Origin of the sequence: Bradyrhizobium sp. (assembly GCF_016462955.1) — a bacterium.
Taxonomy (GTDB): domain Bacteria; phylum Pseudomonadota; class Alphaproteobacteria; order Rhizobiales; family Xanthobacteraceae; genus Bradyrhizobium.
Map to the genome: position 1 here is coordinate 29,896 of NZ_JAEMSD010000007.1, position 16,497 is coordinate 46,392.

Sequence of the window (16,497 nt, forward strand, 5' to 3'; positions counted from 1 at the left end):
CCGGTGACAAGTGCAACCTGACCGAGCATTAAACTAGGGGCGAAGCGACTTCCGATTTCTCTCTTCATCTCCGCTTTCCAATATTATTCCCAGAACGACTCGCCGATGATGGTCAGATTGCCATTTCTTGCACACGTGCACTCTCCCCAGATGCAGCTTACCGAAGACGTTGACAAAAATCAAACGGATGTTAGAAAACGGCAATTGCTCTGGACGCATCCGCTACAGTAGCACCGGTAAACAGTCTGAGAAGAACGAATGAGGAGCCTTTCTTCATCACTCAACATCGCCTCTGAACGATTTATTCGCAACCGCGCTACACAAAAGGCGCGCGTAGCGCTTCTGCGCGACCGAATGGCCGAGGCCACAGGTGGTGGACGGGTTGAAATTGTTGAGCGGCACCGCGCTCGTGGCAAGTTGCTGGTGCGCGAGCGCATCGACGTCCTGGTCGATCCCGGCTCGGCATTTCTGGAGCTTTCGAGCTTGGCGGCATGGGGGCAGTATGGCGGCGAGGTACCGGGTGCGGGCATCGTCACTGGCATTGGAATCATCCACGGCCTGCACTGCATGCTGATCGCCAACGACGCTACGGTCAAAGGCGGATCATTCTATCACGAGACGGTGCAGAAACACATTCGCGCACAGGAGATCGCTGACCAAAATCGGCTGCCTTGTCTCTATCTCGTTGACTGCGGCGGTGCCTATTTGCCCGAGCAGGACCGAGTGTTTCCTGGGGGGCGCGATTTCGGCAACGCCTTCTATCGGCAATGCAACATGTCGGCTTCGGGGCTGCCGCAGATATCGGCAGTGTTTGGCGGCTGCACCGCTGGTGGAGCTTATATTCCCGCGCTCTCTGACGAGGTCATCATGGTGCGCGGCAATGCCCGCATTCATCTGGGTGGCCCTTCGATTGTCAAGGTGGCGATCGGCGAGGAAGTCGATGGCGAGACCCTCGGGGGGGCCGAGATGCATACCCGCGTCTCGGGCGTGAGCGATCATCTAGCCGAAAACGAGCATCACGCGCTCGCACTCATGCGCGATATCGTCGCTAGTCTGGGGCTGACACGCCCAACCGCGCCCACAGCTCCACCGCGCCGTCCGCTTTATGATCCCGAGGAGCTTCTGGGTGTCGTGAGCGGCGACCGTAAGGAGCCCTATGACGTGCGCGAGCTCCTGTTGCGTATCATCGATGCCGGTGAGTTCCACGAATTCAAACCCGATTGGGGGGCAACGCTGGTCTGTGGCACTGCACGTATTCACGGCTATCAGGTCGGCATCTTGGGTAACAACGGCGCGCTTCTGTCGGACTCTTCGCTCAAGGGTGCACAGTTCGTCTCAATGTGCGATCAGAGAAATCTGCCCCTTATCTTCCTGCACAATGTCACAGGCTTCATGGTCGGCACGGAGGCCGAGCGCGGCGGCATCGCCAAGAATAGCGCCAAGCTGGTTTATGCCATGTCGGTGGCCAAAGTGCCCAAACTTTCGATGATCGTTGGCGGCTCCTATGGGGCGGGTAACTATGGAATGTGCGGCCGCGGATTTGCGCCGCGCTTCCTGTTTGCATGGCCGACGGCAGAAGTTGCCACCATGTCAGCGGACATCGCAGCAAGCGTGATGATGGAGTTGCGTCGTCAAAAGGGGGGCGACGAGAGGCAGATGCAGGCGGAGCTGGAGAAGATCGAGCTCGCAGTGCGCGCGCAATATGCGGAACAATCCGATCCTTACTATGCAACCTCGCGGCTGTGGGACGACGGTCTGATTGAGCCGGGTCAAACGCGCGACGTCCTCGGGCTGTGCCTGGCCATCGTGACCTCGGTGCCCGAGGCCGGGCGCCATACGCCCGTCTTTAGAATGTGAGACAATGCAACCATGAAGCTCGGCGTACACAACACCGTCATCGTCGACGTGGATGCCCGCGGGGTTGCGACGCTGACGCTCAGTCGTGCGGAGAAGCACAATGCGATCAATGGCGAACTGATTGCTGACCTGGGTGCGGCAGCTCAGATACTGGCGGACGACCCAGCCGTGCGCATCGTGGTGCTGACCGGTGCAGGCAAGAGCTTTTGCGCGGGAGGCGACTTCAACTGGTTTGCCTCGAACGTGGAAAAGACGCGCATTGAGCGGGTGGCACAGAGCGCATCGCTGGCTCATCTGCTACGCAGCCTCGACACCCTGCGCAAGCCGTTGATCGGGCGCGTCAACGGCCCGGCCTACGGTGGCGGCGTTGGCCTGATCTCGGTGTGCGACTACACGATCGGCATCGAAGGCTCGAAGTTCGGTCTTACGGAGGTACGAATGGGCCTGCTGCCCTCCAATATCTCCCCCTATGTGGTGGCGAAGATCGGAGCGGCTGCCGCACGCGAGACCATGCTGTCGGGAGCGTTATTCGATAGTGCGCGTGCCGAGCGGCTCGGGCTTTTGACCGAGGTCGTGGCAGCCGAGGCGCTAGACAAGGCAGTCGAGCGCGTCGTCAATGCCCATCTACAGGCCGCTCCGGGGGCAGTGGCCGAAACCAAGCGGCTCATCGCCTATGTCGCCCGGCACGATCTCCACGCCAACATGATCTATACCGCCGACCGGTTGGCCGACGCCTGGGAGACCGAAGAGGGAGTTGAAGGCATCAACTGCTTCTTGAGCAAGGGCACGCCCTCATGGCGCGTGAAATGAGCTTCACGCGCGTCCTCATCGCCAATCGAGGCGAGATCGCACGGCGCATTCAGCGCGCCTGCGCGAAACTCGGGCTTGAAAGTGTCGCCACTTATTCCGAGTCTGACCGCGACGCCCCCTTCGTAACCGAGGCCAATCACGCTATCTGCGTCGGCCCGCCGGCACCTTCGCGGAGCTACCTGAACATCGATGCGATCTTGGAGGCCGCGCGCGCTGCGGGCGCGGGCGCGGTGCATCCTGGCTATGGCTTCTTGTCGGAAAGCGCCCAATTCGCTCGCCGCGTGGCGGAGGCGGGGCTCGTCTTCATCGGCCCCTCTGTCGAGGCGATCGCGCGGATGGGTTCGAAGATCGAGGCCAAGGCGGCCGCTGAGGCGGCGGGGGTGCCCGTTCTGCCCGGCTATCGCGGGGCGGATCAGTCCGAAGCGCGGCTGCTCGCGGAAGCCGAGAGCCTCGGCGTGCCATTCCTCGTCAAAGCCAGCGCCGGCGGCGGTGGGCGGGGGATGCGGCTTGTTATGGAACTCAAGACGGCAAGTGAGGCGATCCGCGCCGCCAAAGCCGAAGCGCTTGCCGGCTTTGGCGATGCAACCGTGTTTCTTGAACGCTACGCTCCACGCGCACGCCATGTCGAAGTGCAGATCTTGGGCGACAGCTATGGTCATATTGTGCACCTGTGGGACCGCGATTGCTCGCTCCAACGCAACCACCAGAAGCTGATCGAAGAGGCGCCAGCTCCCGGCCTGCCGGCGCCGCTGCGCGAGAAAATGCTCGGGGCCGCCGTCAGCCTCGCCCGCACCATCGGCTACAGCTCGGCTGGCACGGTGGAATATCTCTACGACTCTGAACGTCGGGAATTCTATTTCCTCGAAATGAATACGCGCCTTCAGGTTGAACATCCCGTAACCGAGGCGATCACCGGCATCGATCTCGTGGAATGGCAACTGCGAGTCGCGCGCGGCGAGGAATTGGCCTTCACCCAGAAGGACATTGGCTGCGCGGGTCATGCCATCGAGATTCGCCTTGCAGCTGAGAATCCCGCCGAACGCTTTCGCCCCGAAACTGGCACGATCACCCTCTGGGCACCCCCCAAGGGTCCAGACCTTCGGCTCGACTCAGGGGTCGAGATGGGCAGCGTTGTGAGCCATCACTACGATTCGATGCTCGCTAAGCTGATTGCGAAGGCAGGCGATCGTGAAGGTGCAATCCGCCAGGCCGTTGCTGCGCTCGACAAATTCGCCGTCGGGGGCGTCGGCATGAATATCGCCTATCAGCGCGCGCTGCTCACTCATCCAGATTTCGCCTCGCTGCGCCACCACACCGCAGCGCTCGAACAGCTTTTTCCCGGCGGCTGGAAGGCGCCAGAGGCAGACAATGAAAGTCGAGCGCTAGCTGCGTTGGCGCTGCATCAGCATCTTTCCAAGAGCGTGAATGCCGACCCGTGGCATACGCTGGGTGCCTGGCGTGTGACCGACCGGGCGGGACGGCCTGGTGCGGCGCGCTATTGGCAAGCAGGGGACGAGCTGGAAGAGCTTTTGGCGGTCGGGCAGGATTTGCGGCTGGAGGTTCGCGGAGCAAAGATGACACCGGTCTCGGTTGAAGACATCTCACTCCGCGATGGACGATTGATGGGGCGCGTTGCCGGGCGGCCATTTGCCCGCATCGCGCACTTGGAACGTACCGACGGGAGCTGGCGTGTCCATCTTTCGGGCCGTGATGGCATGATGCAGGTCCATTTCCTCACGCTCGAGGATCTTCATGGCCACGGCGCTGGTGCGGGTTCAGCTGACGAGGATACTCTGAATGCGCCGATGCCCGGCACGATCGTCGAGCTCAGCGTCAGGCAGGGCGACTTTGTCGAACGAGGTCAGACATTGGTGGTGCTGGAGGCAATGAAGTTACTGCAAAGCCTGGTCGCCCCCTTGAGCGGCAACGTGAAGGAGATCTATTGCGTGACCGGCGACACCGTTGCTGGTGGCGCCCCGCTCGTCCGAATGGAGCGAAAGGAAGACACATGAATACCCGTCAAGTCCTAACCGAGGCGACCGCGTTCCCCTTCAACGAAGAGTTGGAGATGATCCGCGCTCAATTGCGGCGGTTCATCGACACCGAAGTTATTCCGGTGGCACACGCGTGGGAGGAGCAAGGCTTAGTACCTCGCGACGTCCTACGCAGAATGGGCGGGCTCGGCGTCCTGGGAATGCGCTATGATCCCGAATATGCCGGTGCCGGGCTCGACACGATGGCGAGTGTGATGCTGGCCGAGGAGCTGGGCCGCTCCACCTTTGGCGGATTCTCGGCGACGGTTTTGGTCCATACCGATATGGCATCGCCGCATCTGGAAAACGCCGGGACGCCGGAGCAGAAGGCGCGTTGGATGCCCGCCATCACCAGCGGTGAGAAGATCACGGCAGTGGCCGTCACTGAGCCGGGCGCGGGATCGGACGTCGCCGGTATGCGTACGCGCGCTGTGAAAAGCGGTTCTGATTGGGTGCTGAACGGCACCAAGATGTTCATTACCAACGGCGTGCACGCCGACTTGTATTTTGTCGCCGCCAAGACCGATCCGGGAGCGAAGGGCTCCCGCGGGATCACGATGTTCGCCGTCGAGAAAGGTGCGCCCGGCTTTTCGGTAAGCCGAGCGTTGAAGAAAACGGGATGGCTGTGTTCGGACACCGCCGAGCTGATTTTCGAGAATGTTCGCGTGCCTGCCGAAAACGTGCTGGGCGAAATCAATCGCGGCTTCTACTCGGTGATGAAGAATTTCCAGAATGAGCGGATTGTGCTGGGTGCACTAGCAGTGGCCGAAGCGCAGACCGCACTGAACCTGACCGTTGCTTACGTCAAGCAACGCAAAGCATTCGGCGGCGCATTGTGGGACAAGCAGACTGTGCGCCAACGCCTGGCGGTTTGCCAGACCCGGGTCGAAGCGGGGCGTCAACTCGTTTATCACGCTGCTCGTCTCGACTGCGAGGGCCGCGACTGTGTGCGTGAAGTCTCGATGGTCAAGGCCTACTCCGGTGAGTTGGTGAACCGGGTTCTCTACGACTGTGTTCAGTTTCACGGAGGCATGGGGTACATGCGTGAGATGGCGGTGGAGCGGATGTCGCGCGATGCCCGAGTTCAGGCCATTGGCGGCGGCGCCAGCGAGGTCATGCTAGAAGAGGTCGCCAAACGAATGTAGTCGTTTGGCCTACACCTGCGACATCTGAGAATGCTCGCGTGAAGTATTTGGCGGCTGTATAGATTGCGGCGATTGTGCCAATTGAACAGATTCAGGAAAGCGGTCGTTGCAGCCGAGATGCGGACCAACGACATGCCGATGGAGCGATCGTCGTTCCTTCGGCGCGACCGGGCGCGGCATGCAGCGTCAGTGAAGGTCATCGGATCACGGCCGGACACAATAGACTGCGTGTTGAACCCGAAAGGCTCGTTCCTTTTTTTGGCTAAGAGCGAAAGCGCCTCCCCTGAAGCACCTTGCGGTGTTTTCTAACACATGTTAGATGTGATCGAGCCCGACAACAACAGATCGGGGGGAGGGAGGAAATGGACAGTTCACCGCGAGCGCAGTTCGGGTTATCGGAATCCAAGTTGCGCAATTGCGCGACGGTTTTCAGGCCTGATCTTTTCAAAGGAAAAGCCGTCGTCGTTTCCGGTGCTGGCAGCGGCTTGGGTCGGGCAATCGCTTCGCTCTTCGCGCGGCTTGGTGCATCATTGGCGATTTGCGGCCGCAATGAAGAAAAACTGAATAGCGCTGCGGATTATTTGCGCGGATTCGGCGGCGATGTCCTCAGCGGTCAATTGAGCATCCGCGATCCAGAGCAGGTAGCAAATTTTATCAGCGCAGTAGGCGAGCGATTTGGCCGGCTGGATGTTCTCGTTAACAATGCTGGAGGGCAGTTCCCACAGCCGGCACTCGACTACTCAGTTAAGGGCTGGAACGCAGTGGTCGACACCAACCTCAATGGCACATGGTGGATGATGCAGACGACAGCGAAGAGATGGGTTGCGACAGGACAGCCCGGAACCATCGTAAACATCGTCGCCGACATCTGGCGCGGCCTGCCAGGCATCGCGCATTCCTGCGCGGCGCGCGCCGGCGTGATCTATCTGTCCAAATCGGTGGCCGTGGAATGGGCGCCGTACAAAATCAGGGTCAATTGCGTCGCGCCCGGATGCTGTGAAAGCAGCGGATTCGGCAACTATTCGCCGGAAGGCGCGGCCACCTTCGAGGAATCAAATCCCATGCGCCGGTCTGGAGACGAGTGGGATATTGCCGAAGCTGTAATTTACCTGGCTGCGCCGTCGGGCAAGTTCATTACTGGAGAAGTCTTGACGGTCGACGGTGGTCAGCAGCTGTGGGGTGATCCGTGGCCGACGGGGCGTCCAGGCTATTTTAAATTAGGCTAACCAGGTTCAACGGGCCGCGAATGCGAAGCGAGCTGGTATGACAGAAGATTGTGTGCCGAAATCGTTTCACCAAGCGGAACCGGTACTGCAATGCACTGGCATTGAACGACGCTTCGGCGGCCTTGTTGCCGTGACCGGTGTCGATCTGAGTGTGTACCGCGGCGAAATCTTTGGGCTCGTCGGCCCAAATGGTAGCGGCAAAACTACGCTGACAAACGCCATAACCGGCTTTTATCCGCCTAACAAGGGAACAATCAAACTCGACGGCAAGGACATTACTGGCACAGCACCTCACAAGGTGGCGAGTTTAGGCGTTGCCCGCACGTTTCAGAATCTGGCGCTCTTCAATGGCATGAGTGTGCTCGACAATATTCTGCTTGGACGACATATTCACATGCGCCCGGGCGTCATTCGTACGGCGCTATACTGGTGGTTGGCGCGTCGCGACGAAATGCGAAGCCGCGAAATCGTGGAGGAAGTGATCGAGTTCTTGCAACTCGAAAGTGTCCGTCACGAACTCGTCGACGGCATTCCGATCGGAATGAAGAAGCGTGTCGAGCTTGCACGCGCGTTGGTGGCGGAACCGCGCCTTCTGATCCTCGATGAACCGATGGCTGGAATGAACCAGGAGGAGAAGGAGTATATGGCAAGGTTCATTCTCGATGCGCGCGCGGAACGCGGCGTGAGCGTTTTGTTGATCGAACACAGTATGGATGTGATTACCGGCATATGTGATCGCGTGCTGGCATTGAACTACGGAGAAATGATCGCAACGGGCAAGCCCAGGGAGGTTGTCAAGGATCAGCGGGTCATTGAAGCCTATATTGGTGTCGGTCATGCGGCATGAAAAAGTGATGAGCATGCCTACATGCGCTGCAGACGATACCCTGCCGCGCCTACTAGTCCACAATGCCGCCCAGCATGGCAACAAAATCGCGATGCGGGAAAAAGATCGCGGCATCTGGAAGGAGATGACGTGGTCAGAATATTTCAATGAGGTGCTGGTTTGCGCTGCGGGCCTTGACGCTCTCGGAGTTCGACCGGGCAATGCAGTCATGATTCTTGGCGATAATCGCGCGCGCCTTTACGCGGGCGTGATTGCATCGTCGATGCTGGGAGCATACGCGATGCCAGCCTACCCTGGGACGACGCTGGACGAATTGCGCCACTTCGTCGGTGAAGTGAAGGTTGTGGCGGCGCTCGCCGAAGACCAGGAGCAGGTCGACAAATTTCTCGATTTGCGGGAGGCCGGCAGTACGATCGAATATATCGTCTACGAGGATAAGAGAGGCCTTAATACCTATGACGCGTCGGGGCTCCTGTCGTGGGAGGAACTTAACGATAAAGGCGAGACGAACCTTAAGGCCGATCCGCAACTGCGGGACCGCATCGTCAATCGCGCGGCGCCGGATGATCCGGCAATATTCCTGCATTCGTCAGGCACGACCGGTAAACCAAAGGGGGTCGTGCTCAGCCACAGAAATGTCATCGCCGCAGTTCGCAATGCATATTCTGGCGGGGCATTCAATTATGGTGAAGAGGTTCTCGCTTACTTGCCGATGGCATGGGTCGGAGATTTTGCCCTGACCGTGGCTGCCGGAATCGCTTTTCGTTTCACCGTCAATGTACCGGAAAGGCAGGAGACGGTCTTGCGTGACATGCGCGAGATTGCGCCCAGCCTTTATCTTGCTGCCCCGCGCAGCTGGGACAATTTGCTGACCTCTATTCAGGTCGGAATCGAAAACTCCACTCCGTTAAAGAAATGGCTCTACCACTTTTTCACGGACAGAGCGATTGCTTCGGAAAGGCGAAAGCTCGACGGTCAAGAGGGTAGCCATCTGGAATGGCTGGGCCGGTTGCTCGGCGAACGCATCGTCTTCGGACCGATAAAAGACCTCTACGGTCTTAGCAGACTAAAAAGCGCGTTCACGGGCGGCGAGGCCATTGGGGAGGACACCTTTGTTTTCTACCGCGCGCTGGGGATCAAGTTGCGGCAGCTCTATGGCCAGACCGAGAATGCGGCCTTCAACGCTATCCAGATGCCCGATGAGGTCAAGCTACACACCGTAGGGCGACCGCTTCCCGGCGTTCAGGTCAAGGTCACGGACGGGGGTGAAATACTGCTGAAGGCAGAAAGCGTGTTTCGGGGGTACTACAACAATCCCCTGGCAACCGCGGAAACGCTCAAGGACGGTTGGCTGCACACCGGCGATGCCGGATATTTGGAAGACGATGGTCACCTTGTCGTGCTGGGGCGTGTGTCAGAGGTCGTCCATACCAAGGAAGGTGAGCGTTACGTCCCCAACTACATCGAGAATCGGCTGAAGTTCAGCCCATACATAAAAGACGCAGCCGTTTTCGGAGCCGGTCGGGACGAACTAACGGCTATTGTTTGTATCGATCTGGAGGCCGCCGGGCATTGGGCAGAGACCAACGCGGTGCCCTATGTCTCCTACGCTGACCTGTCGCAACGGAACGAAATTGCCGGACTACTTGGCGACGCGTTTCATCGGGTCAATAAAGCGCTTCCAGAATCACTGAAGCTGCATCGGTTCGTCAGCCTTCACAAGGAATTCGACCCGGACGATGGAGAGATAACACGCACCCGCAAGCTTCGCCGCTCTGTTGTTGAAGAACGATACGCATCGGTTATCGACGCACTTTATGATGGATCGAAAGAAATCCACGTCAAAGCTGCGGTGACGTACGAGAGCGGTGAGGTCGGGTTGGTTGAGCGCACGCTGGTAATTCGGGAGGTCTAATGGACATCGCATATGTCAGCGAGTTAGCTGTAAATGGCGCATTGACCGGACTGCTCTATTCGCTTTTCGCACTTGGACTAGTGTTGATCTACAAATCATCGTCCGTTCCCAATCTTGCCCAAGGCGCATTGACGATGCTGGCCGCATACGTGGTGCTGGCCTTGTCCCGGCAGTTGGGTTTCCCATTGTGGCTGGGAATCGCTGTGACAACGATCATCATGTTTTTGGCCGGCTTTGGTGTGGAGAAGGTGACGTTGCGGCGAATGGCGGGGCGTCCGATTGTCATGATCCTGATGATGACGCTCGGCCTCGACATCTTCATACGAGGTTCGACTTTGGCAGTGTGGGGCGGTACCTCCCGTTCGATGGAGCTCGGCGTCAGCTACGATCCTTTGTTTCTTGGACCGTTGCTGCTGAGCCGCATCAATCTGGCCGGGGCCTGCGTCGCGATCGCACTTTTTGTAGCATTCCTCCTGTTCTTCCGAACGCGCCGTGGAATCCGGTTACGCGCAATCTCGGACGACTACGTCGCTTCTTGGTCGATCGGAATCTCCGTTGAACACGGCGTAGCGTTGTCATGGGGTATGGCTTCGGTGGTCGCCGTTGCGTCAGCCGTGATTTGGGGAGAGATCCAGGGCGTCGACCAATCGCTTTCGCAACTCCTGTTAAAAGGACTGACTGTCGCCGTCCTGGGTGGGCTTGACAGCATAGTTGGTGCGATCCTCGCCGGAATTGTCCTTGGGGTCATCGAGAACGTGGGCGCCTCCTACCTCGATTTGGTGGTTGGAGGAGGTAGTCGTGACCTAATCGTCGCTGCCGTGCTGATCTTCACCGTCATGTTGCGTCCACACGGACTCTTCGGACGCCATGACATCGAAAGAGTATGACGCATGTTTTATCCTCTCGCGGGCGTTCGTCATCAGAGCTATGTATCGGACAGCAAGCTATTTCCGGTGCCAACGGACCGGAACCTGCTTATCGTCCTTACCGTCGCTGCTATCGCTGCGCCGTTCCTGTTGAGTTCGTTGTATCTAAACAGCTACGTTCAGCCTTGGCTGATCTGGACGGCGCTGGCGCTCGGTCTCAATTTGGCGACAGGCTGGGCGGGGCAGCTGCATCTGGGATACGCTGCGACGATGGCGGTGGGCGCCTATGCGGCCGTCCACGCAGCCAGGTTCGGCATACCCTGGGAATTTGCTCTTCTGATCGGCGGCCTCGCCGCATCCCTGATAGGAAGCCTGTTTGCGTTCGCGGCCCTGCGGGTGAAAGGGCTTTATCTCGCGATCGTGACACTTGCGATGCAGTTCGTCATGGATTGGGTACTGAATCACTCACCAGCGATATCTGGCGGCTCACATGCCTCGCTTCAATCCCCTCGTTTTGCGCTTCTTGGGCAGGAAATCGCTTCAGGCAGAGGGTTATACTACGTGGCGCTGGGATGGTGCGCGTTGGTGACCGTTTTCATGATGAACCTGCAGCGAACCGCCTTGGGACGTGCCCTGGTTGCCGTGCGCGAGAAGGATTATGCGGCTGCAATTCTCGGCGTGAACAGCTTCTACTACAAGCTAATCGCGTTTTCGATGTGCTCGTTCATCGGTGGGATTGGTGGCGCCCTGCTTGTTGCTACGTTCTTTTTCCTTGCTGCGCCCGAGCAATTCTCGGTCAATGTTTCAATTCAGGTGCTTGCCATGATCATCGTCGGCGGGCTCGGCAGCATCATCGGTACGTATTTTGGAGTGGCATTGATCCTCCTCATGCCGGGAATCGCCAATGAGATAATTGCGAATTTGACGTCTTTCCTTGGGCTTCCACTCGGAAATGAAACCCTTGCTCATATCCCTACCACCGTCTACGGCGCTTTGATCATCATTTTCCTGCTGGTTGAGCCTTTGGGACTCGGGAAGCTTTATGCGAATATCAGGGACTATTTCCTGGTCTGGCCCTTCGACCAGTTCAAGAAATAGAAATCGGCATGAAACCAAACGACATTCAACAAGATGGCCCAATCCTGTCGATGAACAGCGTGGAGGTGCTTTACAATTCGGTCATGCTCGCCATCAAGGGCGTGTCGATTGAGGTGCCCTACGGCGGAATGGTCGCGCTCCTCGGATCCAATGGAGCTGGGAAGAGTACCACATTGAAAGCCATAAGCGGCCTTCTGAGCGCAGAACGCGGAAAGGTAAGCCGGGGCGAGATCCGCTTTGACGGTAGAGTGATCGGCGACAATCCGCCTCAGCAGCGTGTCGGACTGGGGATTTGCCACGTGATCGAGGGGCGCCGAGTTTTCGAGCATCTTACGCCAGATGAGAACCTCGAGGCTGCCGCTCCGATGTCATTGTCGAGAACGCGGGTCGCATCGGAGAAGGCGCGCATTTACGACTACTTTCCGCGTCTAGCTGAGCGAAAATCTTCGCTTGCCGGATATCTTTCGGGCGGTGAACAGCAGATGCTCGCAATCGGACGGGCCTTAATGACGCAGCCGCGCTTGCTCATGCTGGACGAGCCAAGTCTGGGTCTGGCTCCGTTTCTGGTCGCCGAGATTTTCGAGATCATCAAACGGATCAATCGCGATCATGGCCTATCCGTCCTGCTTGTCGAGCAAAATGCGCTCGCAGCTCTCGATATCGTCTCGCGTGGCTATCTGATCGAGAATGGACGTGTCGTCATGCACGACACGGCAGAGAGGCTGAAAGCAAACTCCGATATTCAGGAGTTTTACCTCGGGGGCAGTCAAGCCAAGAGTTTCCACGACATCAAGCACTATCGCAGACGCAAGCGCTGGCTCAGCTGATCAGAACGCCCCAATGTGTCAGTTGTGAACGGAGGAGACTCATGATGGGATTTTTCAAATACTCAGTGGCTGCGGCAATCGCTGGCATTGTGGCGCTTTCGGTAGCTCCGCCTGCCGGCGCCGCACAACCGCTGAAGCTCGGCGTCTGCTACGACCTAAGCAAGGCCTACACGTTCGCCACGCCTCAGGTATCGCAGGCGGCACAGGATCTGGTCGCGCTAACCAATCTCAAGGGTGGGATCGGGGGCGCTCCGATCGAAGTCATCGTGCAAGACCACGGCAATGAGCCGCAACGCGGCATCGAATGCTACGAGAAACTTAAGCGGGAAGGCGTGTTCATCTTTGACACGCTGTCGACTCCCGTTTCAATCGCCATGTTGCCGCGAGTTATGCAGGACAAGAACATCCTCATCCAAGCACTAGTTGGCCGCGGAGACGCTGTCGATGGCGGCGTATTCGGGTGGGTTTTTCCGCTGGGTCCTACTTATTGGGGACAGGTTGCCAATAATGTTGCCTACTTAAAGCAGGTGCACGCTGGCAACCTGCGCGGGGTAAAAATCGGCTTTGTCTATCTCGACTATCCGTTCGGACAGGAGCCGATTCCAATTTTACAGACGCTCGCCAAGGTGGAAGGATTTGAATTGAAGCTCTATCCGGTGCCGCTCCCTGGCAAAGATCAGACGAGTGTCTGGACCCAAGTGCGCCGTGACCAGCCAGATCACATCATTAGCTGGCTGCTAGCGGGAGCGCATGTCGTGGCATCCAAGGAGATGAAGCGCAATGGTATCCCAATGGATAAGTACATCTCGGTTAATTGGTTGAACGAAGTTGACATTGCCAATATCGGCGCTGAGGCTGCAAAAGGATTGAAGCGTGGCACCAACGTCGCGGGCGGTCAGGATATTCCAGTGATTCAAGAGATTATTGCTGAGCTTTACAAGAAGGGTAAGGGCAGCGGGCCAGAGAAGAATCTCAAAGATGTATACTACAACACCGGACTAGCGATGTACTCGATGGTCCTTGAAGGCGCTCGCCAAGCTGCCAAGTTGCATGGCACTCCAATTTCCTCCGCCACAATGCGCGAGGGTCTCCAAAATATCGCAAGTTACGATGCCGGTGGACTTATGGCGCCGGTAACTGTGACATCAAGCGATCACGGCGGTGGTGGGAAGACCCGCATCGAGATGTGGGATGGAGAAAAATGGATACCCCAAACAGAATGGATCGCCGCCTACACAGATATCATCTGGGAAGTGGTAAGGAAAAGTTCTTCCAACTATCACAACTAGCACTTGAAGACATGACGAACGCCAACTCCGTTCAGCAGCGCTCTTAAAGGCCGAGGACAGCAGAAGGCGTACTGAAATTCGACCAACAGATTGGGAGGTAGAATGTTAATCGGGAAGGTGACAAAGGGCTTGGCGGTCGCTGCCGCTCTCAGTGCCGCAGGCTGGACAGACGCTTTGGCTCAGGAAGGAACCCTGAAGTTCGGCTTGTGCTTCGATCTAAGCAAATCCTACACGTTCGTCTCGCCACAGGTGGCGCAAGCTGCGCAAGACCTTGCCGCCCTGACGAATATTAAGGGTGGTATCGAAGGGCACAAGGTAGAGATCGTGGTTCAGGACCACGGCAACGAGCCCCAACGCGGCATTGAATGCTACGAAAGGCTTAAACGTGACGGCGTGTTCGTATTCGACATGCTGTCGACACCGGTGTCGATAGCTGTCCTACCGCGGATCATGAAGGATAAGAACATTTTGATGCAGTCATCGGTCGGACGCGGTGATGCCGTTGACGGCTCGGTGTTCACGCAAATCTTCCCCGTGGGTGCGACTTATTGGGGGCAAGCCGCCAACGATATCGCCTACATCAAACAACAGCGCAGCGGCGATTTGAAGGGGGCCAAGATCGGATTTATCTATCTCGACTATCCCTTCGGTCAGGAGCCGATCGGTGTCTTGAAGACACTCGCTGAACGCGAAGGCTTCGAGTTGAAGCTCTACCCGGTGCCGTTGCCCGGCAGCGATCAGACGAGCGCTTGGACGCAGGTAAGGCGCGACCGGCCTGATTTCATGATCAGCTGGCTCCTGGCCGGAGGACATGTCGTCGCGGCCAAAGAAATGAAGCGCAACGGCTATCCGATCGAAAAGTACATTTCGGTCAACTGGCTTAACGAGGTGGATATTGCCAATATTGGTCCCGATGTTGCCAAGGGCATCAAGCGTGGCACAAACGTGGTCGGCGGCCAGGATATTCCCATCATTAAGGAAATAATGGCTGAGCTTTACGCAAAGGGTAAGGGAAGTGGCCCCGAAAAAAACCTGAAAGATGTGTATTACAACTTGGGTCTCGCCAACTACTCGGTTGCCTTTCAAGCCGCACGAAATGCGGTGAAACAAGCCGGTTGGCCAGTGACCGCCGCATCGATGAAAGTTGGCTATGAGAGCCTCAAGGATTTCGATGCCAATGGCCTTCTTGCCCCTTTGACCGTCACTGCTCAAGATCATGGTGGCGGAGGCAAGACAAGAATCGAAATGTGGGACGGTCAGAAGTGGGTGCCGCAGACCGGCTGGCTGGCGGACTATCAGGACCTCATCTGGCAGATCGTGAAAACGAGTTCATCCGGATTTAAGGCCGAATAGTTCCGGCGATCCCGTTGGCTCAAATCCTACGTGTCGGCGGGTGCAACCGCCCGGGGGCGGTGGATAATGCATCCGCCGCCGACTGCCAACCTTCAGCGCGAAAGCCAGTGAACTCCATGATCGATAGTCCAATCGAAGTCAGCGTCGAAGAAGATATTGCTACCGTTCTTATCAATCGTCCTGACCGCAAGAACGCGCTATCTGTGGCGGCGGCTAATGGACTGGCCGATGCCTGGGACCGGATCGAAGCGGACAGCAAGATCCGGGCGGTAATTCTAACCTCTGCCGACTGTGGCGTCTTCAGCGCGGGGCTTGACCTCAAGGAGGCGGCCGAGATCGCTCGCAACGAACAGATCGATATCCTGTCCAAAATGCGCGATCCTTTCCACGAGCGCATGCGCACGTGCTCCAAGCCAATCATTGCCGCGATGACCGGCTCGCTGATGGCGGGCGGAATGATGCTGTCGCTGATGTGCGATCTGCGCGTCGGTCTCAAAGGGACTAAGGCCGGCATCACGGAGGTAAAGATCGGTCGTGGCTCGCCCTGGGCCGCTCCGGCCCTCTATATGCTACCTCAGGCAATCCTTATGGAGATCGTTCTGACGGGCGATCTCATGCCAATTGAACGGCTGCACGATTACGGTTTCACTAATTATCTTGAAGATACACCACACGCTGTGCGCTCTCGTGCCAAGGATTTGGCTATGCGCATTGCCAACGGTGCGCCATTGTCTGTCATTGCTGCCAAAGCCAGTGTTCGCTCGACGATGGACCTCGGATGCCGCGAGGGACTGGTAGAGGGTAAACGCCTTCACGAAGTTGTCTATGCCAGCCAAGACGCAATCGAAGGTCCCAGAGCGTTTGCCGAAAAGCGCAAACCGGTCTGGCAGGGCAGGTAAGGGTGCGCGTGATCTAGCGGCTCTGTCGGGAGATCAGAACGCAAGGTTCCGTGACGAGCGTTGCCTATTTAGAAACTAGCGGGGCGATCGCAGTGGGCAGTGTTGCGTTTGAACTTCCCGAGTACGTCGTTGAAGTGCGCGATGGCGTTCTGCGTTTTGTCGATTCGCAGGTCGTGCCGCTGATCGATGGGAATCGCACGCTTCTCGAAGATCAGCGACGGCTGTACGACGAATATGGTCGATACAGCGCCGAAGTACGCACGTTGATCCACCAAGTGAGGATGCTTTCGGCCGAAGCCGGCTTCTATGCGATGTGCGCACCGGCGGAAATC

The 16,497-nt window shown here is 57.8% G+C and carries 13 protein-coding genes and 1 pseudogene; all 14 read left to right on the forward strand.

Going from position 1 to position 16,497, the window contains the following annotated elements; all coding sequences use genetic code 11:
* Positions 1-258: 258 nt before the first annotated feature.
* Positions 259-1,857, forward strand: a complete 1,599-nt coding sequence (locus JHD07_RS01795; protein ID WP_024343094.1) for a carboxyl transferase domain-containing protein — start codon at positions 259-261, stop codon at positions 1,855-1,857.
* 12 nt (positions 1,858-1,869) lie between these two features.
* On the forward strand, positions 1,870-2,667 hold the full coding sequence (locus tag JHD07_RS01800) for a crotonase/enoyl-CoA hydratase family protein (RefSeq protein WP_024343095.1): 798 nt from the start codon (positions 1,870-1,872) through the stop codon (positions 2,665-2,667).
* The gene (locus JHD07_RS01805) at positions 2,664-4,679 is read left to right on the forward strand and encodes a biotin carboxylase N-terminal domain-containing protein (RefSeq protein WP_024343096.1); all 2,016 of its coding nucleotides are present in this window, start codon (positions 2,664-2,666) and stop codon (positions 4,677-4,679) included. The genes JHD07_RS01800 and JHD07_RS01805 overlap by 4 nt, the downstream gene beginning before the upstream one ends.
* Positions 4,676-5,845: an acyl-CoA dehydrogenase family protein gene (locus tag JHD07_RS01810; protein WP_024343097.1), complete on the forward strand. Its 1,170-nt coding sequence runs from the start codon at positions 4,676-4,678 to the stop codon at positions 5,843-5,845. Before JHD07_RS01805 ends, JHD07_RS01810 begins: the two co-directional genes overlap by 4 nt.
* A 362-nt stretch (positions 5,846-6,207) precedes the next feature.
* Complete coding sequence (locus JHD07_RS01815; protein WP_024343098.1) at positions 6,208-7,071, forward strand: SDR family oxidoreductase; 864 nt, start codon at positions 6,208-6,210, stop codon at positions 7,069-7,071.
* A 52-nt stretch (positions 7,072-7,123) separates the two neighbouring features.
* Positions 7,124-7,918, forward strand: coding sequence for an ABC transporter ATP-binding protein (locus JHD07_RS01820; RefSeq protein WP_028139151.1), 795 nt, complete (start codon positions 7,124-7,126; stop codon positions 7,916-7,918).
* Entirely contained in the window at positions 7,908-9,833 is a 1,926-nt protein-coding gene (locus tag JHD07_RS01825) for an AMP-binding protein (RefSeq protein ID WP_024343100.1), read from the forward strand. The genes JHD07_RS01820 and JHD07_RS01825 overlap by 11 nt, the downstream gene beginning before the upstream one ends.
* Positions 9,833-10,720: a branched-chain amino acid ABC transporter permease gene (locus tag JHD07_RS01830; protein WP_024343101.1), complete on the forward strand. Its 888-nt coding sequence runs from the start codon at positions 9,833-9,835 to the stop codon at positions 10,718-10,720. The genes JHD07_RS01825 and JHD07_RS01830 overlap by 1 nt, the downstream gene beginning before the upstream one ends.
* A 3-nt stretch (positions 10,721-10,723) precedes the next feature.
* Positions 10,724-11,797, forward strand: a complete 1,074-nt coding sequence (locus JHD07_RS01835; protein ID WP_024343102.1) for a branched-chain amino acid ABC transporter permease — start codon at positions 10,724-10,726, stop codon at positions 11,795-11,797.
* An 8-nt stretch (positions 11,798-11,805) separates the two neighbouring features.
* On the forward strand, positions 11,806-12,624 hold the full coding sequence (locus JHD07_RS01840) for an ABC transporter ATP-binding protein (RefSeq protein WP_029674699.1): 819 nt from the start codon (positions 11,806-11,808) through the stop codon (positions 12,622-12,624).
* A gap of 41 nt (positions 12,625-12,665) precedes the next feature.
* Complete coding sequence (locus JHD07_RS01845; protein WP_245265978.1) at positions 12,666-13,913, forward strand: ABC transporter substrate-binding protein; 1,248 nt, start codon at positions 12,666-12,668, stop codon at positions 13,911-13,913.
* 102 nt (positions 13,914-14,015) lie between these two features.
* Positions 14,016-15,266, forward strand: coding sequence for an ABC transporter substrate-binding protein (locus tag JHD07_RS01850; RefSeq protein ID WP_024343105.1), 1,251 nt, complete (start codon positions 14,016-14,018; stop codon positions 15,264-15,266).
* 116 nt (positions 15,267-15,382) lie between these two features.
* Positions 15,383-16,165 carry an enoyl-CoA hydratase-related protein gene (locus JHD07_RS01855; RefSeq protein ID WP_028139149.1) on the forward strand — a complete coding sequence of 261 codons (783 nt, stop codon included), beginning with the start codon at positions 15,383-15,385 and terminating at the stop codon, positions 16,163-16,165.
* A 50-nt stretch (positions 16,166-16,215) separates the two neighbouring features.
* A pseudogene (locus tag JHD07_RS01860) lies at positions 16,216-16,497 on the forward strand (hypothetical protein); the annotation flags it as partial.